At 39.4% G+C, this 25,330-nt stretch carries 25 protein-coding genes; 10 read left to right on the top strand and 15 right to left on the bottom strand.

Annotated elements, in window-relative coordinates:
* Window positions 1-29: 29 nt before the first annotated feature.
* Window positions 30-998 carry a cysteine synthase A gene (gene cysK, locus L641_RS0108220; RefSeq protein WP_024601642.1) on the top strand — a complete coding sequence of 323 codons (969 nt, stop codon included), beginning with the start codon at window positions 30-32 and terminating at the stop codon, window positions 996-998.
* Between the two features lie 145 nt (window positions 999-1,143).
* Window positions 1,144-1,593, top strand: a complete 450-nt coding sequence (locus L641_RS0108215; protein WP_013464590.1) for a hypothetical protein — start codon at window positions 1,144-1,146, stop codon at window positions 1,591-1,593.
* A 124-nt stretch (window positions 1,594-1,717) separates the two neighbouring features.
* On the opposite strand, the gene L641_RS0108210 is transcribed toward L641_RS0108215, so the two are convergent.
* The 8 genes from L641_RS0108210 to L641_RS0108175 all read right to left on the bottom strand — a co-directional run bounded on the left by L641_RS0108210 (window position 1,718) and on the right by L641_RS0108175 (window position 10,245).
* Complete coding sequence (locus tag L641_RS0108210) at window positions 1,718-3,994, bottom strand: acyl-CoA dehydrogenase (RefSeq protein ID WP_024601641.1); 2,277 nt, start codon at window positions 3,992-3,994, stop codon at window positions 1,718-1,720.
* 213 nt (window positions 3,995-4,207) lie between these two features.
* Window positions 4,208-4,996, bottom strand: coding sequence for a putative porin (locus tag L641_RS0108205; RefSeq protein WP_013464588.1), 789 nt, complete (start codon window positions 4,994-4,996; stop codon window positions 4,208-4,210).
* 208 nt (window positions 4,997-5,204) lie between these two features.
* On the bottom strand, window positions 5,205-5,579 hold the full coding sequence (locus L641_RS0108200) for a PH domain-containing protein (RefSeq protein ID WP_013464587.1): 375 nt from the start codon (window positions 5,577-5,579) through the stop codon (window positions 5,205-5,207).
* The gene (locus L641_RS0108195; protein ID WP_013464586.1) at window positions 5,579-6,487 is read right to left on the bottom strand and encodes an ABC transporter ATP-binding protein; all 909 of its coding nucleotides are present in this window, start codon (window positions 6,485-6,487) and stop codon (window positions 5,579-5,581) included. The genes L641_RS0108200 and L641_RS0108195 overlap by 1 nt, the downstream gene beginning before the upstream one ends.
* On the bottom strand, window positions 6,484-7,311 hold the full coding sequence (locus tag L641_RS0108190) for an ABC transporter permease subunit (protein WP_024601640.1): 828 nt from the start codon (window positions 7,309-7,311) through the stop codon (window positions 6,484-6,486). The genes L641_RS0108195 and L641_RS0108190 overlap by 4 nt, the downstream gene beginning before the upstream one ends.
* Before the next feature lie 143 nt (window positions 7,312-7,454).
* Window positions 7,455-8,633: a cystathionine beta-lyase gene (locus L641_RS0108185; RefSeq protein WP_024601639.1), complete on the bottom strand. Its 1,179-nt coding sequence runs from the start codon at window positions 8,631-8,633 to the stop codon at window positions 7,455-7,457.
* 3 nt (window positions 8,634-8,636) lie between these two features.
* Window positions 8,637-9,563: an NAD(+) diphosphatase gene (nudC, locus tag L641_RS0108180; protein WP_024601638.1), complete on the bottom strand. Its 927-nt coding sequence runs from the start codon at window positions 9,561-9,563 to the stop codon at window positions 8,637-8,639.
* A 187-nt stretch (window positions 9,564-9,750) separates the two neighbouring features.
* A complete protein-coding gene (locus L641_RS0108175) occupies window positions 9,751-10,245 on the bottom strand; it encodes an NYN domain-containing protein (RefSeq protein ID WP_024601637.1) in 495 nt (164 codons plus the stop codon).
* A 139-nt stretch (window positions 10,246-10,384) separates the two neighbouring features.
* On the opposite strand from L641_RS0108175, the gene L641_RS0108170 reads away from it, so the two are divergent.
* Complete coding sequence (locus L641_RS0108170) at window positions 10,385-11,008, top strand: hypothetical protein (RefSeq protein WP_013464581.1); 624 nt, start codon at window positions 10,385-10,387, stop codon at window positions 11,006-11,008.
* Complete coding sequence (locus L641_RS0108165; protein WP_024601636.1) at window positions 11,008-11,754, top strand: DUF3307 domain-containing protein; 747 nt, start codon at window positions 11,008-11,010, stop codon at window positions 11,752-11,754. The genes L641_RS0108170 and L641_RS0108165 overlap by 1 nt, the downstream gene beginning before the upstream one ends.
* 70 nt (window positions 11,755-11,824) lie before the next feature.
* Here the strand turns inward: L641_RS0108165 and L641_RS0108160 are convergent, their stop codons facing one another.
* The gene (locus L641_RS0108160) at window positions 11,825-13,222 is read right to left on the bottom strand and encodes a DEAD/DEAH box helicase (protein ID WP_024601635.1); all 1,398 of its coding nucleotides are present in this window, start codon (window positions 13,220-13,222) and stop codon (window positions 11,825-11,827) included.
* A gap of 171 nt (window positions 13,223-13,393) precedes the next feature.
* Entirely contained in the window at window positions 13,394-14,233 is an 840-nt protein-coding gene (locus L641_RS0108155; RefSeq protein ID WP_013464577.1) for a 2OG-Fe(II) oxygenase family protein, read from the bottom strand.
* Between the two features lie 426 nt (window positions 14,234-14,659).
* Here L641_RS0108155 and L641_RS0108150 point away from each other — a divergent pair, with 426 nt between their 5' ends.
* The 3 genes from L641_RS0108150 to L641_RS0108140 all read left to right on the top strand — a co-directional run bounded on the left by L641_RS0108150 (window position 14,660) and on the right by L641_RS0108140 (window position 17,197).
* Window positions 14,660-15,862, top strand: a complete 1,203-nt coding sequence (locus L641_RS0108150; RefSeq protein WP_013464576.1) for a bifunctional alpha/beta hydrolase/OsmC family protein — start codon at window positions 14,660-14,662, stop codon at window positions 15,860-15,862.
* 157 nt (window positions 15,863-16,019) lie between these two features.
* Entirely contained in the window at window positions 16,020-16,631 is a 612-nt protein-coding gene (locus L641_RS0108145; protein ID WP_024601634.1) for a hypothetical protein, read from the top strand.
* Complete coding sequence (locus L641_RS0108140; protein WP_024601633.1) at window positions 16,628-17,197, top strand: hypothetical protein; 570 nt, start codon at window positions 16,628-16,630, stop codon at window positions 17,195-17,197. Before L641_RS0108145 ends, L641_RS0108140 begins: the two co-directional genes overlap by 4 nt.
* Before the next feature lie 104 nt (window positions 17,198-17,301).
* Here the strand turns inward: L641_RS0108140 and L641_RS0108135 are convergent, their stop codons facing one another.
* Window positions 17,302-18,048, bottom strand: coding sequence for an alpha/beta hydrolase (locus L641_RS0108135; protein ID WP_024601632.1), 747 nt, complete (start codon window positions 18,046-18,048; stop codon window positions 17,302-17,304).
* A gap of 129 nt (window positions 18,049-18,177) precedes the next feature.
* On the opposite strand from L641_RS0108135, the gene L641_RS0108130 reads away from it, so the two are divergent.
* Window positions 18,178-18,501 (top strand): hypothetical protein, encoded by a 324-nt coding sequence (locus L641_RS0108130; protein ID WP_008111621.1) that lies wholly within the window; start codon window positions 18,178-18,180, stop codon window positions 18,499-18,501.
* Between the two features lie 221 nt (window positions 18,502-18,722).
* Here L641_RS0108130 and L641_RS0108125 read toward each other — a convergent pair whose 3' ends face one another.
* From L641_RS0108125 to aspS, 4 genes are all read right to left on the bottom strand, one after another.
* A complete protein-coding gene (locus L641_RS0108125) occupies window positions 18,723-19,883 on the bottom strand; it encodes a lipase family protein (RefSeq protein ID WP_235190299.1) in 1,161 nt (386 codons plus the stop codon).
* A 13-nt stretch (window positions 19,884-19,896) separates the two neighbouring features.
* Window positions 19,897-20,418 (bottom strand): DUF6795 domain-containing protein, encoded by a 522-nt coding sequence (locus tag L641_RS0108120; RefSeq protein WP_024601630.1) that lies wholly within the window; start codon window positions 20,416-20,418, stop codon window positions 19,897-19,899.
* Window positions 20,419-20,739: 321 nt separating this feature from the next.
* A complete protein-coding gene (locus L641_RS0108115) occupies window positions 20,740-21,258 on the bottom strand; it encodes a DUF6795 domain-containing protein (RefSeq protein ID WP_024601629.1) in 519 nt (172 codons plus the stop codon).
* Between the two features lie 621 nt (window positions 21,259-21,879).
* A complete protein-coding gene (gene aspS / locus L641_RS0108100; RefSeq protein WP_024601628.1) occupies window positions 21,880-23,658 on the bottom strand; it encodes an aspartate--tRNA ligase in 1,779 nt (592 codons plus the stop codon).
* A gap of 237 nt (window positions 23,659-23,895) precedes the next feature.
* On the opposite strand from aspS, the gene L641_RS0108095 reads away from it, so the two are divergent.
* Both L641_RS0108095 and L641_RS0108090 read left to right on the top strand, forming a co-directional pair.
* The gene (locus L641_RS0108095) at window positions 23,896-24,744 is read left to right on the top strand and encodes a DUF72 domain-containing protein (RefSeq protein ID WP_024601627.1); all 849 of its coding nucleotides are present in this window, start codon (window positions 23,896-23,898) and stop codon (window positions 24,742-24,744) included.
* Window positions 24,745-24,771: 27 nt separating this feature from the next.
* A complete protein-coding gene (locus L641_RS0108090; RefSeq protein WP_024601626.1) occupies window positions 24,772-25,269 on the top strand; it encodes a YgjP-like metallopeptidase domain-containing protein in 498 nt (165 codons plus the stop codon).
* Window positions 25,270-25,330: the final 61 nt, after the last annotated feature.

Here is a 25,330-nt window from a genome sequence, read left to right as displayed (position 1 = left end):
GTTGATCAGATTGTACCTAAAGGAACATTATGTCTACTATTTTTGAAGATAACTCACTAAGCATCGGTAACACACCGTTGGTAAAACTTAACCGTGTTACAGGTGGGAATGTATACGCTAAAGTTGAGTCGCGTAACCCAAGCTTTAGTATTAAATGCCGCATTGGTGCATCGATGATTTGGGAAGCTGAAAAATCAGGTCAACTTACCAAAGATAAAGAGCTTATAGAGCCAACATCAGGTAACACGGGCATTGCACTGGCATTCGTAGCAGCCTCACGCGGCTACAAATTAACGCTTACAATGCCAAACACCATGAGCTTAGAACGTCGTAAGCTATTAAAAGCACTCGGTGCTAATCTTGTACTAACAGACGGTGCTAAAGGTATGAACGGTGCTATTGCTAAGGCCAAAGAAATTCAAGCATCAGCCCCTGAAAAGTTTATTTTATTACAACAATTTGAAAACCCTGCAAACCCTAAAATTCACTTTGAAACAACTGGCCCAGAAATCTTTGATGCACTTGATTGCAAAATCGATTTCTTTGTTGCAGGCGTTGGTACTGGTGGAACTATCACAGGTGTAAGCCGTTATCTTAAAAAAGAAAAAGGCTTAAATGTAAAATCAATCGCTGTAGAGCCAAGCCACTCTCCGGTAATTAGCCAAACACTTGCTGGTGAAGAAGTAAAACCTGGGCCACATAAGATTCAAGGTATTGGTGCAGGCTTTATTCCTGGGAATTTAGACCTATCAATAATTGATGGTGTAGAGCAAGTCTCTAATGAAGAATGTATAGCAATGTGTCACGAGCTAATGAAAAAAGAAGGGATTTTAGTTGGTATTTCATCAGGTGCAGCTGTGGTTGCAGCGAAACGTATTGCTGAACGTCCTGAAAATGCAGATAAAAATATTGTGGTTATTTTGCCAAGTGCAACAGAGCGTTACTTATCAAGCCCGATGTTTGACGAAGAGTTTAGCGAACAAGAGCTTGTTCAATAATCGAGCGTTCTGATTAAAAAAGGATGTTTTTTAACATCCTTTTTTATTGCTTTTTTAATAAGTTACTATCTATTTAGTTCACTCCTCTTTACATCTTCTCCATTCCATCACACACTTTATGTATAAGTAATCAACCTGACCAAATATGAAAACAATTTTAACCATTTTTGTGCTCATTTTTAGTATTTTGATCGTTGGCTGTAATGAAAATACTAAACCTAAAGAGCAGTATATTGACAATGATCGTCCAGGCGACACTGCTACTGTGTATTTTGATGCGCTTTATAACCAGCATAACTTGCAAAAAGCCAGCGATTTCGCAACGCCTAAATTAGCCCGCATAATGAAATCGTATGGGACGGCCAAACAGTTTGCGCGTAGTCTTATTAATTTACAATACGATGAAGTTGTGATTGAAATTGATATGTCAAATTCAAGCCTGCGAGAACAGTATGGCAATCAGGCTAAAATAAACATTGTGTTTACCGGTTATTTTAATGGTAAAAAAATCGATGATTTCCGCAGCATCGAAATGCTTAAAATAAAAGGTAAGTGGTACGTAGATAAAATCATCGCCGATCCTTACGGGCGCTGATCAGTCATTCAGAGCCTTAGTAACGATAACCGTATATTCGAGCTTAAAAAAATACACAACATAAAAAAAGCCTTAAATCATAAACTTAAGGCTTTTTTATTATCTACATTATTATAATCCAGTGTTAAATGTCTTCAGGTTTAAAGTTATCAACCGCAATAGCCTGCATTCTTAGCTTATTGGCATGATGCATTGCTTCACCATCAACTTTAGTTACTAACTCATGTTCAAGTGCGTAATCAATCGCTTGTTCAATATCATAGGTGGCAGGCACCTTGCCTTTTCGTTGCCACTGTTTCAACTGCTTAAATTGATTGTGCATATCGTGCATTGCTAAGAAAGCATTTTCCATAACACCCGTTCCGGCATTTTCATCCACATAACACAAATGGGTAAGTCTATTTCTAAATACCCCTGGTTGAGTCATGTGCTCGCAAATACGCTGGGCAATAGCATCACTTGGTTTGTGATAATGGTTACCTAATGGAAAAACAATACGCTTAAGTGCAAAGTTAATCACTGGATTAGAAAAGTTTTTAAAGAAGCCATCAAATGCTTGGCCTATTGCATATAACGATGTCTCTATAGCATATTTTACAAAAGGCAAATCAGCTTGTTGACGCCCTTCATCTTCAAAACGCTTTAATACCGTTGATGCAATATATAAATGACTTAACACATCGCCTAAACGTGCCGATATCATTTCTTTACGTTTAAGTTCACCACCTAACATCAACATTGCAACATCCGTTGTGAACGCCAATCCTCGGCTCATTCTACCTAATTGTTTATAATAGACGGCCGTCTCTCCACACACAGGCGCTTTGGCAAAGTAGCTGCGAGTCAAACCATGCACCAAGGCCATACTTGCATTACTCAGTGCAAATACAATGTGCTTCATTAACAAGCCATCAAATTGCTCAAGTGCAGCATCATCGTCATCCATTGCTGCAACTTCCATTTCTTTTAACACAAAAGGATGACAACGGGTTGCACCTTGGCCAAATATCATAAGGTTACGGGTAAGAATATTGGCGCCCTCTACGGTAATAGAGACGGGAATACCCATATAACCGTGTGCTAAATAGTTATTAGGCCCAACCTGAATCCCTTTACCTGCATGAATGTCCATTGCATCATTCATTACCGTTCGACCCATTTCTGTCATGTGGTACTTTGCAATAGCAGTCACTACTGACGGGCTAAGTTTTAAATCAATTGCACCTGCGGTCATTAATCGGCATGATTCCAATGCATAAGTTAGTCCACCAATACGTGCCAACCCTTCTTGTACGCCTTCAAATTGCCCAATTGACACGCCAAACTGTTGGCGTACAACCGTATAAGCCGAGGTCATCTTAGCTGCCAAGTGCCCTGTCGCTGTGCTTAATGCCGGTAATGAAATACCACGCCCTGCGCTTAAACACTCTACTAGCATGCGCCAACCGCGCCCTGCCCCTTGCTGGCCACCTATAATCCAATCAAGCGGAATAAATACATCCTTACCGTACGTTGTGCCATTCATAAACGCCATGTTAAGTGGGTAATGACGCTCTCCTGTTTTAACACCTGGGTGATCAGTTGGAATAAGTGCACACGTTATTCCGAGCTCTTTTTCATCGCCTAACAATCCATCTGGATCGTACATTTTAAATGCAAGACCTAACACAGTCGCCACAGGCGCAAGGGTAATGTAACGTTTTGACCAATTTAAACGCAGTCCCAACACTTCCTTACCATCATGCTCGCCTTTGCACACCACGCCTGAATCTGGAATACTGCCAGCATCAGAGCCAGCCTCTGGGCCCGTTAATGCAAAACAAGGTACATCGTCGCCTTTTGCAAGGCTAGGTAACCAACGATTTTGTTGCTCACTTGTTCCGTAATGCAGTAATAACTCACCAGGACCTAAGCTATTTGGTACCATGACCGTTACGGCGGCCGTTAAGCTTTTAGTCGCAATTTTTGACACTATGGTGGAATTAGCAATAGCAGAGAATTCAAGACCCCCAAATTTTTCAGGGATGATCATTGCAAAAAAACCTTCGGTTTTTAAAAAATCCCAAACCTCTTTAGGTAAATCTTTGTCTTTTTGTACAATTTTATAGTCATCAAGCATGGCTAATAAAGTTTCAACTTGATTATCTATAAATGCAGTTTCTTTTTCACTTAACTTAGGGCGCGGATAATTATGTAATTTTTGCCAGTCAGGTTCACCACTAAATAACTCGCCATCCCACCAAACATCGCCCGCTTCCATGGCTTCTCGCTCTGTTTGCGATAATGGCGGCAACACCTTTTTAAACATCTTAAAAGTAGGTCGAGTAATTAAATTAAGGCGGATATCTTTAATCGCAAACACCACGACCACCACAACCAGTAATATAATAAATACTGACATGAGCACATTCCTTTTACAGTTATAAAAACACTGATTTAATTATGACCGATCTTAATTTAAATACAATGGGCTGTCAGACGAGTGCCACTAAATGATGAAGTTATTCTATTGCGATTAAAATATAACGATGAGTAAAGTCACTAATTTATTACACACAGCAAAAAGCCCACAAAATGTGGGCTTTTTACTACTTAACTGGTTTTAATTATTTAATTAAAACTGAAAACGCATGTTAGCAAAGTAAGCATCGTTATCTGAGTCATCTGCGTTGTTGCCGTAACCCACTTTTAAACCAATGTTTTTATTGATGAAGTGTTGAGCACCAAAGCTGTAGTTGTCTTCTTTATCGTAAGCTGCAAATACAGAAGTCGCTTTAGAGAAGTAGTAGTTTGTTTCTACGTTCCATTGATCATCTGCTTCGTCAAGGCTTACAAATGTACCTTCTACTGTTAAGTAGTTACCTTGTTGTAAATCAACAAAGTATTTAGCAGCTACTGAACGAGAATCAAAATCATCATCTGATTCTACAGTGATACCTACGTAATCTGTATCGTTTAGCATGTGGTTGTATGCTAAAGAAAAGAATGTAACGTTATCACCATCTTTTTGATCAACAAATCTTACTTTTGCAAGTAAGTCAGGGTTGAAGAAGTAACCAGCAGAAAGTGTGTATGACTCGTTGTTAGAGTTGTAATCAGCATTTTGGTAAGACGCACCAACAACAAAATCTTCAACGAAGTATTCACCACCAATAGCAGTCACATCGCCAAAATCGTCATCAGCGTAGCCACCAAATACGTTGCTTTGCTTGTTAATGTATTCGAATTGGTCGTATGGACCTAGTGTGCTCTTTGGAGAGAAGTAGTAAGTAGAGTCCACGCTGATAGTATCGTTGTTATCAGTATCTGTGTAGCCTAAGTTACTGATTGATTGATAGCTATCTGCAGCGTGTGCAGCACTTGATAATAAAAGACCTGAAATAATAATTGCTAACTTTTTCATAATGAAACATCCCTATGTACATTGTTTTTGTACTTTAACTACATTGCTAAAGTGGGGGTATGCTAACGCCGCGAAACTGAACGAAAACTGAATCAAGCAATTGTATTTGTTAGGGAATTTGTAAGAAAGTGTTGGAGTAATTTATGTTAAAGTAATCGCAACAAGCTGTAAACAATTACTTTAATTTTACACCGATTTTTGTTTGTTTCTATAATGAATACTGGCTGATTATCCTATAAACATCATTTATGTTATCACCTGCTTTAAAGTCCTTGCTAATAGGCGTTGGATCTGACCCTACCCATATTTTTAACTCGGCGTCTAAATCAAAGTGCCCTGCACTCTCTTTACTGAATTTAGTAATTTTAGAATAGGCAATACTGATCATTTCCATTTTAGACCCTGTCACGCCTTGCTTATCGATTAAAATAAGTCGCTTATTAGTAAAGATAAACATATCACGGACAACTTTATACGCTTTTTCAACTTGCTCACCTTCAATAAGGGTATTTGCCAACACTTTCTCTAAATCAGCGTCATCCACTTCACTGGCATTACCCATTAAACCACTAAATAGTCCCATTATAGTTTCTCCTGTTTAAATATTTGATTTTCTAATGTATGGCCATTTACTAACTGCCGATACTGCCAATTATGTTGGCGACAAAATTGCAATAGTGCTATATCGAGCGGATCACTGGTTGGTTGATACTCAATCACGTACTCTTTGTGCTGGCTCATATAAACACGACTCACCCCCTCAAGTGCTTGGAGTTGTTGCTCCACATTTTGATACACGTCGCTAAGCATTAAGGTGTAAAAGTGCTTATCGGTGTTCACTGCTTTAGTTTGGTGCTCGCTTAATACGCCTTTATCCAAATGGAGTACTTGGGAACACAGTCGTTCTAATTCAGTTAAATCATGTGAACTTAAAATAAACGTCGCTTGGTCACTTAACTGAGATACCAACTCGCGCACTTCTCTGGCATGAATAGGATCAAGCCCTGCCGTGGCTTCATCTAACATTACAATTTGTGGTGAGCCAATTAATGCTTGCGCTATGGTTACACGCTTGCGCATACCGTGGGATAAATCCCCAGCGCGGTTTTTTGCAATTTCGCTAAGGCCCACTAAATCAAGCACACGAAGTGCCTCTACGTGGCTTTGCTTAGTACTCATGCCTTGTAGCTTGGCATAAAAACTAAGTTGTTTATCTATATTAAAACGCGGATCAAGCTGGGCATCTTGCGGTAATGCACTCACTTTATTAAATAAAGCAGCGCTGCCTGGTTTATGGCCGAGTATTTCAAGCTCTCCCATGCTAGGGGCTATATAGCCGCACAGCAAACTAAATAAAGTAGTTTTTCCTGCGCCATTAGGGCCAACAAGCGCAACGGGAGCACCTTTTTGAATCTCAAAATTCACATTATTAAGAGCCAGTTTTGAGCCGTACGATTTACTTAAATTACGCCCTGTGATTAATGATTTCATAGTGAGCTCCTTGCAAAAACACGTTGCGCAACCACAAGTAGCACCGCTGTTTGCACAAGCGGAATAGCCAATGCACTCAATAGCGGTAAGTTCTGTCCGGCTAATAACTCTATTTGCACACCAGGGAATAAATAATCAAGCACACTTAATGCGGGTATTTGCCACTCCAGCAATCCAACAATAATGCCACCGGCTGTAAAATATAAAATGGCTAACACAATAGATAAGCGAGATGAGCTCGCAAAAGTATTAATCAAACTCATTAACGCAACAAACGGCGCAAAAGTAACAATGAGAATTAAAAATATTGAAACTGCACGGCCAACGCCACCAGCAAGTAAGCTCGGATCGCGAAACCCGAGCACCGCCAATGTCGCTACCAATGTAATGCCAACTAAACAGGTTAGTACCGCTAACTGCCCTAAAAATCGACCAAAGAGTATTTCAAAGCGGGTTGAGCGCAGTGATAAAAACCTTAAAGTCCCCCTCTCTCTGTCACCCACAGTTTGATCACTACAAATAAATAAGCTAAAAACAGGAAAACTATACAAAGCAATTAGCCAATACATAGCAAATTCGGCTTCAGGCCAATCAAGTAACTTATTTAATCCAATAGAGCCGGAAATATCACGGGCTATTTGTTCAAAATCGGGGGAGCTGATAATGCCCACTGCCTGCCCTATGGGGTAACGTAAAATAACAAGCCACACTAGCGCGAAAGCCGCCAGTGCAATAAGTCCTCGTTTAGTTAAAAACATACGTACAAGCTCAAAACCCGCAATTTGAGTTAAGCGCCCTACGTTTATTGGTAATGGTGTTGCCATTGACTATCCTTAATGACGTTGTTCATGCTTTAAAATAAGCGTTATTTAACAACACTAAGTGTAAACACGTTGAATTGCTAGCAAAAAAAAGCCTACTCAGAGGTAGGCTTTGTAACAAATAATGTAATTTAAACAATTAGTAATTATAAATGTTGCTCATAAATAGCGAATGCTTGCTGTAAGTCGGCAATTAAATCTTCAGCATCTTCTAAGCCAATGTGCAAACGAATAACAGGTCCATGCTCCCATCCTGTTTGCGAGCGCAGCCCTTTCATTGATAGGTTTGCCGTTACTAAGCTCTCAAAGCCTCCCCAAGAAAAGCCCATTTTAAAATGCTGCAAGCTATCTAAAAAAGCATCAATGGCCTTTTGGTTACCGGTTTTCATTACAAACGAAAACAAACCATTACTACCGTCAAAATCGCGTTTGAAAAATTCATGCCCAGGACATGTTTCAAATGCTGGGTGGCGAATATGATCAACTAACTCGTGCTGCTCTAACCATTTAGCAACCTCAATAGCCGCTTTTTCATGCTGATTTAATCGCACCGCCATGGTACGCAAACCTCGTAGTGCTAAATACGCATCATCTGCACTGGTGCATTGCCCGAGTAAATAAGAGTGTTCACGAAGTGTTGGCCAATATTTTTTATTCGCTACAGCTACGCCCATCATCACATCTGAATGACCTACAATATATTTGGTTGCCGCTTGAATACTAATATCAACACCATGTTCAAGTGGGCGATAGTGCAAACCATTACCATAAGTGTTATCAAGCACCGTCATCACATTATGATCATTTGCAACTTGCACCATAGCGGGAACATCTTGAATCTCCATGGTAATTGAACCCGGAGATTCTAAAAACAACACTTTGGTATTGTCTTGAATGTACTCTTTTATATCTGCGCCAATCATGGGCGGATAATAGGTCGTAGTAATGCCCAGCCCCGCTAAAATCTTGTCGCAAAAATCACGGGTTGGCTCGTAAACAGTATCCACTATTAAAATATGATCACCGGACTTTAAAAACGATAACAATGTTTGGCTTATCGCTGCCGCGCCACATGGGTATAAGGCACAGCCTTCACCCCCTTCGAGTTCAGTAATTGCCTCTTGCAGGGCAAAATGCGTAGTGGTACCACGACGGCCATAAAATAACGTTTTATCACCGCGTGTTTTAGCCGCTTCTTTAAGCTCACTCACAGAATCAAACACAATCGTTGAAGCGCGCTGTACCACAGGATTGACTACGCCATGGGTGTACGCTTTTTTGCGCCCTGATGAGACTAACTGAGTATTTTTATTTTTGCTCGACATGATTCATCCTTCTATCTGAGTACGCCAATATTCAATTAAATAACGCGAAATTGAATCAGCTCTAGGTAGCTTTAAATGCTCCCCTTGATGGTGCCAATCTTTAAATTGCGCAAGTTCTTCGCGAGAAAACCACTTTGCATCTTCAAGTTCATCTTGCTCTGTGCTTATTTCATCACTGCTTGCTGTGGCAATAAAACCTAGCATAATTGACGAAGGAAACGGCCAAGGTTGCGAAGCAATATATTCAGCTTTTTCCACAGTAATACCCGCCTCTTCTTTTACTTCTCGGATCACGGTTTGCTCAAGGGTTTCACCAGGGTCAACAAAGCCTGCAAGCGATGAATACAATCCTTTTGGCCAAGTTGCTTGGCGACCCAATAAGCAGCGTTCAATCCCATCAGAAAATGTTCTAGTTACTACCATAATAACCGCAGGATCGGTACGCGGAAAAGTCTGGTGCAAACACGCAGGATTGTCGCATAATCGAGAGTGACCCGCTTCAACTAAGTGATTTTTGGTACCACAACGACCACAAAAACTATGAGTGGCATGCCAGTAACACAACCCACGGGCAAGCGCTGCATTTGAGCCATCTTCAAGCGCCACCTGTGTACCAAACTGGCGAATATCTGCAAACTGGGCGCCATCAATAATCGTTGCTAATAACGACTCTTCGAGTGCGGTTACATCTAGCGCAAATACGGCATTATCCTGCTCATTTGAACCTAAAAAAATAGCCTGCGTTAAATCTAAATGTGCCACCTGTAGGTAAGCCAAATACACCACCTCAGGGCTACTGTTAGCAAATAAGGTGTGATTGCCTTTAACTAAAAGCCATAAGCTGTCTGCTGTTTTTTTTGCGTCTACCCAAGTAGGGTCTTTGCGCGCATTTGAGCCTCTGTCTAATGGCATATTACTGTAGTTAAGCATGTAATTCCTTGATACTAATTGATTCTTAAAATTACCATAATCATCCACTAAACCCAATTTATTACCGCCATAAAAAAAGCCTAAATTAGGCTTAATTAATCTATGCACCCGCTGTATTAAAAATGCTCATGTTGAAGGTGGGCATTCTGCTCAAAAATACACCGAACCAACGCAGCGCTTATACTTTTTAAAGTAGTAACTGATTGTCAATTAAATGAAATTGCTCAGCACTTTGCTTAAGTACCTCTGCGGTTAATTTATCAGCACCGTATACATCACACGGAACATTGTATTGATTTTTTAAGTGCCCAAGTAATAACGCAAAGTCACCGTCACCCGAGAGTAAAATAACCTTATCAAGCTGCTTTCCCTGCTCTAACATATCTATGGTTATACCTACATCCCAATCGCCTTTGGCACTGCCGTCACGGCGTTGAATAAAGGGTTTTAGTTTTACTTCAAAGCCAATAGCGCGCAAAATATTTTGAAACTGATTTTGCTTTTCATCACCTCGGTATATTGCATAAGCAAACGCACATTTAATATCGTATTGTTGCTCTATCATTCGCCAAAAGGCATTGTAATCAAAGTTTTTACCGTAGCTCTCGCGACAGGTGTAATAAATATTTTGTACATCGACAAAAATACCTACACGAGGTTTACTGCTTTGTTGTGAGGTCATTATTATGTCCTAATGAGTAATACTTGCAATTGCGTGTTAAGTAACCTAAATTAGTTACCAAACCCAATGTAACCAAATACGGTTACATTTTAAGATGTAACCAAAATTAGTTACATATAAATAATCTATCTGGATTTATATGATTGGTGTGATCAGCGGCGATATAATTAAATCGCAAAAAATACCTAAACAACAATACGATGCCATGCTTTATCAGCTAGAGCAAAGTTTACGTGCAAATTGTAATAAAACAACATCTTGGGATATTTACCGTGGGGATGCATTTCAGCTGCAAGTAGAAAAAAGTGAACGGTTAGTTACCACCGCTATTCTTATCTATCTACAGCTCAAATCTGCCGGCTATGAATTGCGTCAAAGCATGGCATTGGGACACATAGATAACCCTGGTACGAGTATAAAAACCGCTACAGGCTCTGCGTTTACTCTCTCTGGTCATGAGCTAGATAAAATGACAAACCAGCGCTTTACATTTGCTATTGCAAAACAACCAGTTGATGAGAGCTTTAAGCTAAACCTAGCGTTTGTCGATGTATTACTGTGTAAAATAACCCAAAAACAAGCAAATGCTTTGTATGTATATTTAACCCATACTAATAACAACCATGCAGCCTTAGCTAATGAGCTCAACACCAGCCGAGAAAACGTTACTAAGCTGCTTAATCTTGCTAACTATCAGCTGATAGAACGATTTATTTTACATGCACAACAACAGCTTAAAAGCATACAGCAAGGACATGACTAATGGAATTTTCACTATTACTCGTTGCACTGATTATTGGCCACTTACTCGCTGATTTTTATTGGCAACCCATGAGCTGGGTAAACGACAGAAACACCCGTCATTTTAAAGCAAAAAAACTTTACTACCATGTATTGATTCACGGAGTTACCAGCGCTGTCGTTGTTGCACTTTGGGAATATAGCTTTGGCTGGCAACAACTAAGCAGCGTATTACTGGCCACCAGTATTATTATGATCAGCCACTACTTTATTGATATTGCAAAATCGTATTCAAATAAAGGCGTGGTGCCTTTTTTATTAGACCAAATTGCCCATATCACCGTCCTTGTTGTGATAAGCATTTGGCTCACTGATAATCAGCAATTTACTAACAATTTTATGGCGTTATTGTTCAACGAAAAAGTGCTGTGGGTTATAACTGGTTACCTTATTATTTTAAGTCCCAGTGCGGTATTTATAAGAATGATGTTAGAGCGTTTAACTAATCACTTTTCTAGTGATGGTAGCCTCCCTTTAGCAGGACAAAGTATTGGTATGCTCGAACGAGTACTTATGCTGACATTTATTTTATTAGATCAGTTTGCTGGGCTTGGGTTTTTAATTGCCGCCAAATCCGTGTTTAGATTTGGCGACTTAAGTGCCAGTAAAGATAAACAACTCACGGAATATGTGATGCTAGGCACGTTACTGAGTGTTAGCGTTACGCTGTTTGTTGGCCTAGGCATTAATTACTTACTGATAAATTAAAAACAAAAAAAGCGCTAACCTTAAAGCTAGCGCTTTTTTTGCAGCTGCGTTTAACTAAACGCAGTGACAATTAGTCGTTATTTGCTGGACGACGACGGCGCTGACCAGTGCCCCCTACCGATTGACGCTTTGCCCAAGGGTTTTGTGCATTCTCGTCTGTTTTTGCTGCTGGCTTTTTAGAGCCACCACGACGTGGGCCTGTACCATTGCCACCATTGTTAGGCTTTTTGCTATTAGGTTTGCTGCTATCAGATTTAGGCTTATTAAATGGTTGTTTTTTCTTTGGCTTTTTAGCAGGCAGTGGGCGAGCATCGAGGGCGCGCTCAGCAACAGGGTTAGCCGGTTCAAAGCCTTCTTCTTCAGCACGAGGAATTAACTCGCCAATAAAGCGTTCAATACCGTATAAATCCACTGCATCGTCGACCGTTACAAACGAAATGGCATGCCCTGATGCACCCGCACGACCAGTTCGGCCAATACGGTGAACATAATCTTCATATACATTAGGTAAGTCGTAGTTAACTACGTGTGGAAGCTCAACAATATCTAAACCACGGGCAACAATATCGGTTGCCACTAATACGCGCACTTCACCACTTTTAAAGCCTTCCAATGCTTTAACACGTGCGCCCTGAGATTTATTACCATGGATTGCTGCGCCAACAATATCATCACGTTCCAGTTGCTTAACTAAACGGTTAGCACCGTGTTTAGTACGGCTAAATACCAGTACTTGTTGCCAATTGTTGCTACGAATTAAATGGCTTAATAAGGCCGTTTTACGCGCTTTATCTACTGCGTACACGCATTGAGTCACGCTTTTAGCAGTCGTGTTTTTGGCAGCGACTGAAATTTCAACCGGATCGTTAATTAACTCTTTGGCCAATGCACGAATGTCGTCAGAAAAGGTTGCTGAGAACATTAAGTTTTGACGTTTTTCAGGCATTTTTGCAATTAAGCGTTTAATGTCGTGGATAAAGCCCATGTCTAACATACGGTCGGCTTCATCTAAAACCAGTACTTCAACGCTATCAAATTTAACCGCGTTTTGATTGTGTAAATCAATTAAGCGCCCAGGTGTGGCCACTAAAATATCAACCCCTTTACGCAGGCGCTGCATTTGTGGGTTAATTTTTACACCACCGTAAACCACAAACGAACTCACATCAGAATGCTTAGCGTATTCTTCAACGTTTTCGCTTACTTGCAACGCAAGCTCTCGGGTTGGCGTTAAAATAAGCGCACGTACATGATTACTTTTTGCTTTAGTGCCCGACGATAAACGCTCAATTAGTGGCAAAGTAAAACCAGCGGTTTTACCGGTACCTGTTTGTGCTGCGGCCATTACATCGCGACGCGCAATAATTGCTGGGATAGCTTGAGCCTGAATAGGCGTTGGCGTTTCATAGCCCTTTTCTAAAACCGCATTAACTAAAGACTGTGATAAACCTAAACCATCAAAACTCATATAAACTCTCTATTTCAAATTAGGCCAAAGTGGCCAGTTGCGCGCATTATACCTTTAGTAGCTCAGAATGCATGCCATTATTTACTTTGTGTCAAATCAATACACACAAATACTAAAAAAGCGGCTAAACAGCCGCTTTTTATTTACCTGAGCATTACATATGCTAAAGGATTATTTTACACCTAGCTCACGTAAACGCTCTTGTAAGTAGCTATCTGCTGTGTAGCGTTCAGATAACACCACATCTGGACGAGGATGCAAAAACAAAGGTAATGAAATACGTGATTTGGTTGTTGCTTTACCTGATGGATTAATTACACGGTGAATCGTTGATGGGAAATAGCCACCTGATGCTTCTTGTAGCATGTCACCAATATTAATAATTAAACTACCAAAATCACATGGCACATCTAACCAACCGCCATCGGTTTTTTGTACTTGTAAACCTGGCTCGTTTGACGCTGGCAATACGGTTAATAAGTTAATATCACCGTGCGCAGCAGCACGAATAGCACCTGGCTCTTCATCACCTGTCATTGGCGGGTAATGTAAAATACGCAACAACGTTTGCTCAGACTGGGCAATCATATCTTTTAAATCGATAGAGAACTTAGCACGGACTTCTTCAGGCGCTTCAGCCTGAACCCAGCTTAATAATGTTGCCGCAAATTCATTAGCTAAACGGTAGTACTCACGCACATCAGCTTCTAATTGAGCAGGAACACGGCCTTTAGGATAAACATGAAAGTACTCTTTAATGTCTTTTACTGTATGGCCTTTAGCAACTTCTGATACCGACGGTGGAAAATAGCCATCTTGCGTTTCTTTTGAAAATAAAAACTCATGCTTCTGCTCTGAGTTAAAAAAGTCTTGCCAATTTTTATAAATAGACTCAACTAAAGATTGCGGAATAGGATGGTTTTTTAATACGCCAAAACCAGTATTTCTCAACGATTCAACAAATTGCGCAGCCGCATCGTCCGCTTTATAATCAACTGTGGGTAATTGCATGGTACATTCCAGTAAGTAGGTTGTTAGAAGCCATTTACCAATTCGCTTGAGTAAAGATCCATTAAATTAACTAAATATTACATGCTAACTACGCAAAAAAATTATATCTACTTGTTCTAGATAAGGTTTTTTAAACGACGATAAACAACGACTTAATACATTAAATTAATCACAGGTTTATGCAAACTGGTATTACATTCAAATATAGCTTAACTACTTAATTCAAGTAATAAAGGCTGCATTTTTATGCTGTGCGAGGATAGACAAACCCCTTTGAAATTATAAGGACATATGTCCGCACTCAATTGGCAAGCCCTTTCTAGCTTGATCGAGATCAAAATAATGCCAATATTGAATTTTCATCCCACCGTACCAATCTCTTATTTATCAGCACCACACACTTTATCAATTAGTTAAGGTATTCCCATGCGACAAAAAGTCTCTTTTAAAAGCGGTGAATTAGAACTTGCTGGACAACTTGAACAGCCCTCTGGTGAGGTGAAATTTTATGCCTTATTTGCCCACTGTTTTACCTGCTCTAAAGATGTAGCGGCTGCAACACGAATAAGCCGCGCACTCACTCAGCAAGGCATTGCTGTATTACGCTTTGATTTTACAGGGCTTGGTAATAGCGACGGTGACTTTGCCAACAGTAACTTTTCATCAAACATTCAAGACTTAGTGGCTGCTGCCAATCACTTAAGAACACACTTTAAAGCACCTCAGTTATTAATAGGTCACAGCTTAGGTGGTGCTGCGGTGCTTGCAGCAGCAGAGCATATACCCGAAGTGTCAGCTATTACGACTATAGGCGCGCCATCAGATGCCCAGCATGTTACTCATAACTTTGCTGCTCATTTAGATGAAATAAACCAATCGGGTGAAGCAAAAGTGTGTTTAGCTGGGCGTGAGTTTACGATTAAAAAGCAATTTATAGATGACATCGCCAAATACGATAACAGCCATATAGGCAAGCTTAAGCGTGCTTTGTTGGTTATGCACTCTCCTATTGATGCCACCGTGAATATTAGTGAAGCCGAAAAAATTTACGCCGCTGCCAAGCATCCAAAAAGCTTTATAAGTTTAGATAATGCCGATCACTTACTCAGCAATAAAGAAGACGCTAACTACGCAGCCGATGTCATTGCTACGTGGGCTAATCGCTATGTTAAATACGAGAAAACACCCTATAGTGCAAAATTAACTAACGGCAGTGTATTAGTTGAAGAAAAAGATCATCAATTCACTCAGCACGTGAGTACTAAAAACCATACATGGCTTGCTGATGAGCCTACTGATGTTGGTGGTAAAAACTTAGGCCCAGACCCTTATGATCATTTACTCGCTGGGCTTGGAGCGTGTACTGCAATGACACTTCGCATGTATGCAAGTCGCAAAGAGTTACCGCTAGAGCATATAAAAGTAGAGCTTAACCATACCCGCAATTACAACCAAGATTGTGATGATTGCGAAAAAACCGGCAATCTAGAGGCCATTACCCGCAAAATAACCTTACAAGGAGATTTAACTGACGCTCAGCGAAATCGATTACTCGAAATAGCCGATAAATGCCCTGTGCATAAAACGCTACATAATAGCCCTTTGGTGGTGAGTGAATTAGTGGAGTGACTAAAGAACATCTAAGATAGCGCAGCTGTGGCTGCGCTATCTTAGATGTTCAATGAAGCAACCTCACAATCTGAGATAAAATATAGAGGTTGAATAATAGGTACAATTCTAGTAGTTTGTTAGTAAAATTATATAACCAAGGATAGGTATAAATAGTATGAATAAAAATACTTACTATGAGCGCAATAACTTTTCAATTTACGAAGTAACAAACAAAACAGGTATCGAGTTAACTTTATCTGAACTAAAACAAATTGAAATAGCTATGCTAATTACCCCAAAAGCATTAACAACTTTTATTAATATATTACACAACCCTGCTAACTTAGATGAAAAGAAAAAAGAAAAATTCGAATCAATTATGAAACAATATGGTTTTATTAATTCAATTAATTTTGAGGCAACACGAACATTTCTAATTCGCCAAGCACGCAAAATAATAAACCTTATCGGCTCAATGCTTTTAACCCCTCATAAACTTTATAAATGCACAGGGTTTGGAGATGCTACTTATTATGATAGATATGGAATTATAGGGTTTGGTAAGAGCTTTTTCGAAGTAGGAACTGACAGAAAAGTTGATACTATCGTTCACGAGTTTAGTCACGCGGTATGGACTTCTGAAGATACAGCATATAACGCTAGAACAGCTATGAAAGAGCTTAATATAATCGCTCGAAACGCACGAATAAACCAAAGCGCCCAAGATAGAAAAGAAATTTTATCCTCTTCATACGCATTTGAAAGTGCAGTACGAGCAGCCCAATGAAAAGAATTATTATTACTATATTTTGTTTGATTAGTTACTCATCGTTTGCTAATGAAGAAGCTATCGAAAGTCCTATCGCTACCTCCTCTTTCACTTTTTGTCATATAGATACTAAGTGTATAACGAATATCAGATTAGCTAACACAACACCATATAAAGTTAAGCTAAGCTCTCTCGCTTTTAATAAGCAAGGAATCGATTTAAACTCGATGTATGTATTTGAAGAAAATAGTTATTACGATTTAAAAGAGAATAACTTAGATACAGGTATGTCAGAGCAACCCATACAGGGACGCAGACGCGCCTACAAGCAATTGTCATCATTAGAATTCGAGCCCCTAGAAGTCAAATTTATTGAACTAAAAGGCATAGAAAAGAGGTTTGCATTAGATCCAGGTAAGAGGTATCTGGTGGGAACACTTACCCCATTTGTAAATTTGTACATTAATGGTAAATTTGCCGATATCATCACAATTAGAACAAACTATTCACTTTTAACAATTCCTACAGAAGATATGGAAATAAAGGAACAACCAATAAAGCAGTTTGCTACACCCCAAGGGTAACCTGCAATAATATACATGCTTTGTTTGATCGCACTAAAAATTCTGCGTCAGCTTAAACCTTTATATATCAAGCCAGCATAATGTTGGCTTGATATATATCTTAGCTAATTATCTAAAAACGCCGCTACCTCTTTACTCATTCTATCCACCAGCCATTTAGGCCCGCCATCGTACATATCGTTGTGGCGTGATTCTGCTATAAACGTTTGCGTAACGGGATAAACCGTTAACTCTTGGTCGGTTAAAAGCACGTTCGCATCGGCTGGGTAATCACTACCTCGAAGTGTGAGCACATGTATGTTTTTATTGCGTGGCAATAACATGCGGCGGTGATCGAGCGTAATTAATTGGCTTACTTCATTTGGGTAAATAGCTGCATACAAGGCTGAGATATCTCCACCATTTGAGTGACCAAATAAAGTGAGTTTTGTAAACTCATACTCAGGGTATTTAACACTTAGCTCGTTGACTAAAAACTTGAGTGTTACAACACCCCGGTGCCAATTTTCCATACGGGTAGTCAGGTATGGCTGCGCACCATTAAGTGCAGGGTCACTTTTAAGCTCATGTGCTACCGCGATGCTTAAATAGTCTTGCGCATTAAATAACTTACTCGCAAAAGTGTATTCATTGTGGCTAATGCCATACCCCGCATTTATAAATACCACTGGGCATTTGACTTGCGCGCTGCACTTAAGGTGGTTAGTTGGTAGGGTAATATTTACAGGTATAGAGCGATTACGACTATCATCAATCACTACATCGTCTTGGGCATAACTTGATGATGCAAATAGCGCAGTGCTTAAAGTCAGCGCACTTAATATTAAACGCTTTTTTATAATTTTTAACATGCATTTCATTGTATTATCTATATATTTTTAACTAGTATTAATTTTTATTATAAAGGTTAGCACGCTCCTTTACTAATTTGTGCGATAATAGCGATTATTGTTTTACTATTATCGCAAAAGAATCCATTCATGAAATCATACAGCAGCATTGAACAACGCATCGACATTCTACAAAGTAGAATTGAAGCCTACCAAGAAGAAATTAAAGTGTTACAAGCCGAGCCGAAAAGTAACAACGAACGTATTATTTTTAAGTTTATTGAAACCGGCAGTACAGGTAAAACCAAAGACTTTGTGAGAGAGCTTGGGATTAAATCACCGCGTGATAGTTTATATTCATCAGGTGATGTAACTAAACTAATTAAAGATGGCGCGGATGATATTTCGCCTGAGCTACTGAGCATAGCTCGCGCACTTGCTAGCGCGCGCAACAAAAATGGCCCTGCTTGCTAATAGTAAATATAATAACGTATTAGCCGTAAGCTCTTGCGGCTAAACTGCAATTGTATTTCATCGATAATAATTGCAGTTAAATTTGCAGTTACTACAGCTTATTGTGCTGATTGGTCTTCGTAACCGAAGCAACAGTAATACATGCAGATGTGTGTGAACTGCTTGCAATTAAAGCTGCCAATCAATACCTGCCTTACTTAACTTCCACACCAAGCACCGTGCTATAAACCTTTGAGTGCTAGTTTTGCCATACTGGTCAAGGTGTTTATCATTAGAGTTAAAGTACTCCTTATAAACTTGTAAGTTAATTCAATGGCTTTAAAGGGTAATCCACAAAATGAGAGAATGTGCCCCAAAATACCTCTTACATCTTCGGCGTTACCTTTTGATATATCAATACTGTCTGCTAACACTTTTGCAATTTTATCGTAAACCGTAAGGGTATTTGAAATATCAGCTTGTATCGCATGTAATCTGCCTGACGCATGTAAATGAGTTATAATTGCTTCGCCAATTGTTCTTGCCCAACGAGTTGTGGGCCTAGCCTGCAAGCGCTTATCATAATCAAGTTTTACTTGTCGTCTTAATCTAGATTCCTTCCCTTTATTGATTGCAGCATAGCTCTTAAAGCAACTAGCAGTATGTAAATACCCTGGTGTTTCTTCCGTCATACTGTGAGCTTTTGGTGTTATCGTCGGTGCACCATGCAATATGTATTCATCCTCGGTATGCACAAAAGGCCATACAGGCACTAGCGGAACTGGGTCACCTGCATGGACACAACGATAGATACCATTATCGGTCGCATAAACGGTTTTTAGTGCAAAGCTTGGATACCCCACTCTAGGTGCACCAAAGGTATATAGTTTTACATTAGCGTTAAAGTGTTTCTTTAACCAGTTTGTAGCTAGATTAGCTAACGCACCTCCTAAGCTATGACCAACAACATGAATATTTAGACCTGTTTTTGATTGCGAAGCGGCTAATTTGAAGTAATCTTCAAGCTGCTGCTTTAATGAATTAAAAGTGTTATTAAATCCAGCATGAACAGGTTGCCCATTAGCGCATGTATTCACACCACAGTGTAAATCAGTAATAACATCACGCTTCTTTTCCGTCCCTCTTAAGGCTATTACAAAGTCACCTTCAAATGGCCCTCGTTTGCCTTTTGCTATACAGCCGAAAGGAGTTGTATGTTTAAATATTCTTTCTAAAACACTGCCACTAATTGCTTGCAAATTATCACTTTCAAAAGAAAACCCTACTGCCAACCTACTATGGTAGAGACTTGTTTGAGTTCCGCCGTTACGGTTTACATCATAAGCTACCGAAGCAAACAATGCTGCTAACTCCGGTGTTAATACATTCATATTTGTACTCATTCCAATATCCTTATTATAAAATTCCGCTTATCATCCGTTCAAAATCGGCTTCAAGATCTATTAAAACAAAATCGTCGTCCCATCGACAGATACTTTTTGCACAGTACGAATTCTGACACGATGTACCTTTAAAAGAAAAAAAAACTTCCTCATTAATAATGTCGCCATTCAACGAGTTCAACTTATCGACATACTCTTGAATAACAGAAATTCCACTAGGGTTACTTGACCATAATATAAAGTTGTCGCCACCGTATTGAGCTGTAATTTCCTGCCATCTTATTTTCTCTGCTATTAGCAAAGCAGGCTGACTGGATCTCAAGCTCATTTCTGGCATTTCAAATTCGCCATTGCTATCTGTAAAACACTCATCTTTTGTGTATTTACCATCAGAATAACTAAGTGTTCTTAATATTCTTACATTGGCAAGAGGCGCACCATTATTAACTAAACGGCCTTTCACTTCGGGACATAAATGTACTTTGTGAGTACCAATATGATTATTGATCTTTCTTAATATTTCAGAAAATGACATCAGCAAACCTTAAAGTTACCGTTAGCTGACAAAGTAGGAAATATTCCATATTTATATTGCCAACATCCATGTAAAAAAAGCAATATAACAAAAAAATGTAAAATTGCAAATTAGCTAAAATAACAGCTACTCTTGCATCTTTCTTTTGATCACATATCCTGTGAGATCTTGCATAAATTAAGCAACTACTATTGCTCCACTCTCCTATCTAACAAGTGTTTAGTTTGCTTCATATTATAAAGGTTCTTTAATAGTTACCTTTTAAGTTTCGCCTTTGACAAAAACAGCCCCCATTCAAGTTGATATATTTTTTATTCTGGTTTAGCTATCATGACCAATAAACTTGTATAGATCATCATTGTTAACTTCTTGAAAATTTTCTTTCCAACGGCATATACTAATGCCTTTATATTCATGAAAAAGATCATTATCCTTAAAAGAGAATAAGATTTCTTCGTCAGAAATATCACCATTTAAGGTCCGTAACTTCTTTGCGTATGCAGGTTTCGTGTTTATACCTGAATTCTCACTTGACCATAATAAGAAAACATCATTTTCATAATGTGCAAATATCCTCTGAGAAGTAAATCTTTCAGCTATTAGCAAAGCAGGTTGGCTGGATCTTAAGCTCATTTCTGGCATTTCAAATGCGCCATTGCTATCTGTAAAACACTCATCTTTTGTGTATTTACCATCAGAATAACTAAGTGTTCTTGATATTTTTACATTAGCAAGAGGAGTTCCGTTATTAACTAAACGGCCTTTTACTTTGGGACATAAATGGACTTTATGAGTACCAATATGATTATTGATCTTTCTCAATATTTCAGAAAATGACATCAGCGAACCTCCAAGTTACCGTTAGCTGACAAAGCAGGAAAGACTCCATATTTATATTACTAACATCCTTGTTAAAAAGTGAACATAACAAAAACATATAAAATTGCAAATTAGCTTAAACAACAGCTAATCTGGCATCTTTCTTTTGATCACATATCCTGTTAGATCTTGCATAAATTAAGCAATTACTATTGCTCCACTCTCCTATCTAGCACCTTTATAATAAGCCTAATATTATAAAGGTGCTTTAATAGTTATTTTTTAGTTTCACCTTTGATCAAAGCAGCTCCCCGATTCAAGTTAATATATTTTTTTGTTCTTGGTTTAGTAACATGAGTAATAAACTTGAACTGATAACTTCCTGAAAATTTTCTTTTTAACAGCATGTGCTAACACCATTATGTTCATAAAAGATGATTGTCTTAAAAGAGAATATTTCTTCATCAGAAATATCGCTAAAGCGCTTTTCATTTGCTGTAAAGTTTGAAAATGACTGATGGAAATAATGACTTTCTTTAAATAACTCGCTCATAAAAATAAAGCACCTAAATTGGGTTATGCAAAACAAAAAACCCCTTAGGTATTTAGCCTAAGGGGTTTTGATCTAACTAAAAGCTAGCTTTATTCTGCGCTTGGTAATTCTTTCTCAACTACACTAATTGCAAGCTCTGTCAGCGAATCGCTGTTTGCTTTGCTAGGAGCATCGGTTAATAAACACGATGCTTGTGTGGTTTTAGGGAAAGCAATAACGTCACGAATGTTATCAGTACCACATAGCAACATAACTAAACGGTCTAAACCGAACGCTAAACCAGCATGCGGTGGTGTGCCGTATTTAAGTGCATCAAGTAAGAAGCCAAATTTATCTTGCTGCTCTTGCGCTTCAATACCTAAAATTCTAAATGCTGCTTCTTGCATATCTGCATTGTGAATACGTACCGAGCCACCGCCCACTTCATAGCCGTTTAATACCATATCGTAAGCATCTGAAATAGCCGCTGCTGGGTTTGCTTCAAGCTCACTGGCACTAATATCTTTTGGAGCAGTAAATGGATGGTGAACGGCGTGTAATGTGCCTTCGTCATCTTCTTCAAACATTGGGAAGTCAACAACCCAAAGTGGTGCCCAGCTATCTAAATTAGTGATTTCTAAATCAATACCAATTTTTAAACGAAGTGCGCCCATGGCTTCATTTACGGTGTTGCGTTTATCCGCACCAAATAAAATGATATCGCCTGTTTGTGCATTAGTACGTTCAAGTAACTGCGTGATCACATCTTCATTTAAGAATTTAGCGATTGGCGATTGCACGCCCTCAACGCCTGCATCACGGTCATTTACTTTCATCCATGCTAAACCTTTAGCACCGTAAATACCGATAAACTTAGTGTAATCATCTAGTTGCTTACGAGAAAGTGATGCGCCACCTGGTACCGTTAGTACTGCAACACGGCCTTTTTCATCGTTTGCTGGGCCTGAGAATACTTTAAATTCTACGTCTTTTACTAAATCGGCTACATCAATAAGCTTCATTGGGTTACGTAAGTCTGGCTTATCAGAACCATATAGGCTCATTGCCTCAGAGTAAGGCATAATTGGGAAATCACCTAAATCAACATTTAGTAATGACTGCCACATTTCACGGATCATTTTCTCTGTCATACCACGTACTTGATTAGAGCTCATGAACGAGGTTTCTAAATCTATTTGAGTAAATTCAGGTTGACGGTCAGCACGTAAGTCTTCATCACGGAAACATTTAACAATTTGGTAGTAACGGTCAAAACCCGACATCATCAACAATTGCTTAAACAACTGTGGTGACTGTGGTAATGCGTAAAAGCTACCTTTATGAACACGACTCGGTACTAAGTAATCGCGAGCACCTTCAGGCGTTGCTTTAGTTAGCACTGGCGTTTCGATATCTAAAAAGCCATTTTCATCTAAAAAGCGACGTACAAAGCTGCTTGCTTTAGCACGTAATTTAATGCGGTCGCTCATTTCTAAACGACGTAAATCTAAGTAACGGTATTTTAAACGACGCTCTTCTGAGTTCACTTGGTTAAAATCAAGTGGCATAGGCTCAGAGCGGTTAATAATCGTTAAACCCGTGCCTAAAATTTCTACTTCGCCGGTTGCCATGTCTTTATTTACTTGGCTATCTGGGCGAGCGCGTACAATCCCTTTTAACTGAACACAAAATTCTTGACGAAGTTTGTTAGCTGTTTCCATTAGTCCTTCAACTTCCGGATCGAATACAACTTGTACTAAACCTTCTCTATCACGTAAATCGACAAAGATAAGTCCACCAAGGTCACGTCGTTTGTTGATCCAGCCACATAGTTCAACTTCCTGATCTACGTGAGTTTTATTTAGCTGTCCGCAGTATATAGAGCGCATAGTTTTCCTGTCAGATAAAAGGCATATAGCGGTTAAACACCGTTGTTTTAAAAGTTTTTATAAACACCAAAATGAAAATAAAACCGCTAGCAATTCAAAATAATCAAATTAAGCCCTGCATTATACCCAAGTCGGTTGAAGATGCTAGGGCGTGTTTACCTTTCGGGGTTGAATTTACAGCGCACCGTTTTGTTATTTGTTACACTACAAGCACTTTATAACAAGGCTTTTGTTTGTATGCTTTATATTGGATGCCCGCAGTGGTCGAGCAACGCATGGAAAGGAAATTTATTTTCACGCCAGTGTAAAAATGCCGATATGCTTAGCGAATATGCGCAGTATTTTAATTCGGTAGAGGGTAATACTAGCTTTTACGCCGACCCCTCGCCTGACACTGTATTACGCTGGGCTGCGAGTGTACCTGATGAGTTTAAATTTACCTTTAAGTTTCATCGGCGCTTTAGTCACGAACTCCAACTTACTAACGTGCAACATGAGCTAACTAATTGGCTTAATTTATTCGGCCCTCTATTTGAAAAAACAGGGCAAATAATGCTGCAATTACCTAAAGCGTTTGCGCCACAACATTTAGCTAAGCTTGCCGCTTTTATAGATTTACTTCCTAAAGAGCTAAACTATGGGGTTGAGGTACGCCACCCTGATTTTTTTAAAAAAGGTGAGGCCGAAATCGCACTTAATCAGCTTTTAATGGCACACAATATAAATCGAATTGCTATGGATACTCGGGCGCTCTTTGCGGTAAAGCCAACCACCGAAGCGCTAATAGACGCCCAACAAAAAAAGCCCCACTTACCAGTGCACGCTATTGCTACGGGCTCGCAGCCTATGGCGCGCTTCGTTATTGCTGATTTAGAAAACGATTATAAGACCTTTTATCAGCCTTGGCTTAGCAAAGTAACCCAGTGGCTCGATGAGGGCAAAAGCCCCTATGTGTTTTTTCATACCGCTGATAACCGCGAAGCACCCTTACTGGCTCGCCAGTTTTGCCAAGATTTGGGGTATAATCACAACGTACTCAATCCATTTAGTGGCGAAAAAGAAGCCCACCAGCAAGCACTTTTTTAAAAATAAATTCAAAATACAGAGACAATAATGAGTGAATACGCACGTTACTTTACCGGCTACCCTGCCAATATCGTTGAGCAAGTATTAGGACTAATAAAAGCAGGAAAGGTAAGTGAGTATTTACTTAAAAAGTACCCGCAGGCGCATCGTATTACCAGTGATAAGTTACTGTATAGCTACGCCACTGAGCTTAAAAAGCAATATTTAAAAAACGCCCCGCCATTTGGCCGCGCTGCGTTTAAAAAACAAGGTGATATGGTTACCAATGCGCTCGGTACCCACACGTACCGTATGCAAGGTAAAACCCGCAAGCATGATTTAGCAATAAACAGCGATTTACTGCGCGGCCCCGAGCCATTATTAAAAGCATTAGTGGTGCACGAACTCGCGCATTTTAAAGAAAAAGACCATAACAAAGGCTTTTATAAATTATGCTGCCATATGGAGCCGCAGTACCATCAGCTAGAGCTGGATTTACGGATTTTTTGTGTAGCTATTGCGATGGGTGAGAATCCTTATGATTGAGCGGTCAGCAGTCAGCAGTCAGCGGTCAGCGGTCAGCGGTCAGCGGTCAGCGGTCAGCGGT

It is taken from the genome of Pseudoalteromonas sp. TB41 (assembly GCF_000497975.1).
GTDB lineage: Bacteria > Pseudomonadota > Gammaproteobacteria > Enterobacterales > Alteromonadaceae > Pseudoalteromonas > Pseudoalteromonas tetraodonis.
Note: the sequence above shows the minus strand (reverse complement) of the source record. Positions and strands in the feature narration are given on the sequence as shown.

Coding starts and splice junctions, on each gene's coding strand:
- L641_RS0108160 (WP_024601635.1), bottom strand. CDS start 13,222: ATGAGTTTTGATGGTTTAGGTTTATCACAGTCTTTAGTTAATGCGGTT.
- L641_RS0108135 (WP_024601632.1), bottom strand. CDS start 18,048: ATGTTAAAAATTATAAAAAAGCGTTTAATATTAAGTGCGCTGACTTTA.
- L641_RS0108185 (WP_024601639.1), bottom strand. CDS start 8,633: ATGTCGAGCAAAAATAAAAATACTCAGTTAGTCTCATCAGGGCGCAAA.
- cysK (WP_024601642.1), top strand. CDS start 30: ATGTCTACTATTTTTGAAGATAACTCACTAAGCATCGGTAACACACCG.
- L641_RS0108155 (WP_013464577.1), bottom strand. CDS start 14,233: ATGCAATTACCCACAGTTGATTATAAAGCGGACGATGCGGCTGCGCAA.
- L641_RS0108140 (WP_024601633.1), top strand. CDS start 16,628: ATGAAAAGAATTATTATTACTATATTTTGTTTGATTAGTTACTCATCG.
- L641_RS0108190 (WP_024601640.1), bottom strand. CDS start 7,311: ATGGCAACACCATTACCAATAAACGTAGGGCGCTTAACTCAAATTGCG.
- L641_RS0108215 (WP_013464590.1), top strand. CDS start 1,144: ATGAAAACAATTTTAACCATTTTTGTGCTCATTTTTAGTATTTTGATC.
- L641_RS0108170 (WP_013464581.1), top strand. CDS start 10,385: ATGATTGGTGTGATCAGCGGCGATATAATTAAATCGCAAAAAATACCT.
- L641_RS0108150 (WP_013464576.1), top strand. CDS start 14,660: ATGCGACAAAAAGTCTCTTTTAAAAGCGGTGAATTAGAACTTGCTGGA.
- L641_RS0108145 (WP_024601634.1), top strand. CDS start 16,020: ATGAATAAAAATACTTACTATGAGCGCAATAACTTTTCAATTTACGAA.
- L641_RS0108175 (WP_024601637.1), bottom strand. CDS start 10,245: ATGACCTCACAACAAAGCAGTAAACCTCGTGTAGGTATTTTTGTCGAT.
- L641_RS0108120 (WP_024601630.1), bottom strand. CDS start 20,418: ATGTCATTTTCTGAAATATTAAGAAAGATCAATAATCATATTGGTACT.
- L641_RS0108090 (WP_024601626.1), top strand. CDS start 24,772: ATGAGTGAATACGCACGTTACTTTACCGGCTACCCTGCCAATATCGTT.
- L641_RS0108125 (WP_235190299.1), bottom strand. CDS start 19,883: ATGAGTACAAATATGAATGTATTAACACCGGAGTTAGCAGCATTGTTT.
- aspS (WP_024601628.1), bottom strand. CDS start 23,658: ATGCGCTCTATATACTGCGGACAGCTAAATAAAACTCACGTAGATCAG.
- L641_RS0108115 (WP_024601629.1), bottom strand. CDS start 21,258: ATGTCATTTTCTGAAATATTGAGAAAGATCAATAATCATATTGGTACT.
- L641_RS0108210 (WP_024601641.1), bottom strand. CDS start 3,994: ATGTCAGTATTTATTATATTACTGGTTGTGGTGGTCGTGGTGTTTGCG.
- L641_RS0108165 (WP_024601636.1), top strand. CDS start 11,008: ATGGAATTTTCACTATTACTCGTTGCACTGATTATTGGCCACTTACTC.
- L641_RS0108205 (WP_013464588.1), bottom strand. CDS start 4,996: ATGAAAAAGTTAGCAATTATTATTTCAGGTCTTTTATTATCAAGTGCT.
- L641_RS0108195 (WP_013464586.1), bottom strand. CDS start 6,487: ATGAAATCATTAATCACAGGGCGTAATTTAAGTAAATCGTACGGCTCA.
- L641_RS0108200 (WP_013464587.1), bottom strand. CDS start 5,579: ATGGGACTATTTAGTGGTTTAATGGGTAATGCCAGTGAAGTGGATGAC.
- L641_RS0108130 (WP_008111621.1), top strand. CDS start 18,178: ATGAAATCATACAGCAGCATTGAACAACGCATCGACATTCTACAAAGT.
- L641_RS0108095 (WP_024601627.1), top strand. CDS start 23,896: ATGCTTTATATTGGATGCCCGCAGTGGTCGAGCAACGCATGGAAAGGA.
- nudC (WP_024601638.1), bottom strand. CDS start 9,563: ATGCTTAACTACAGTAATATGCCATTAGACAGAGGCTCAAATGCGCGC.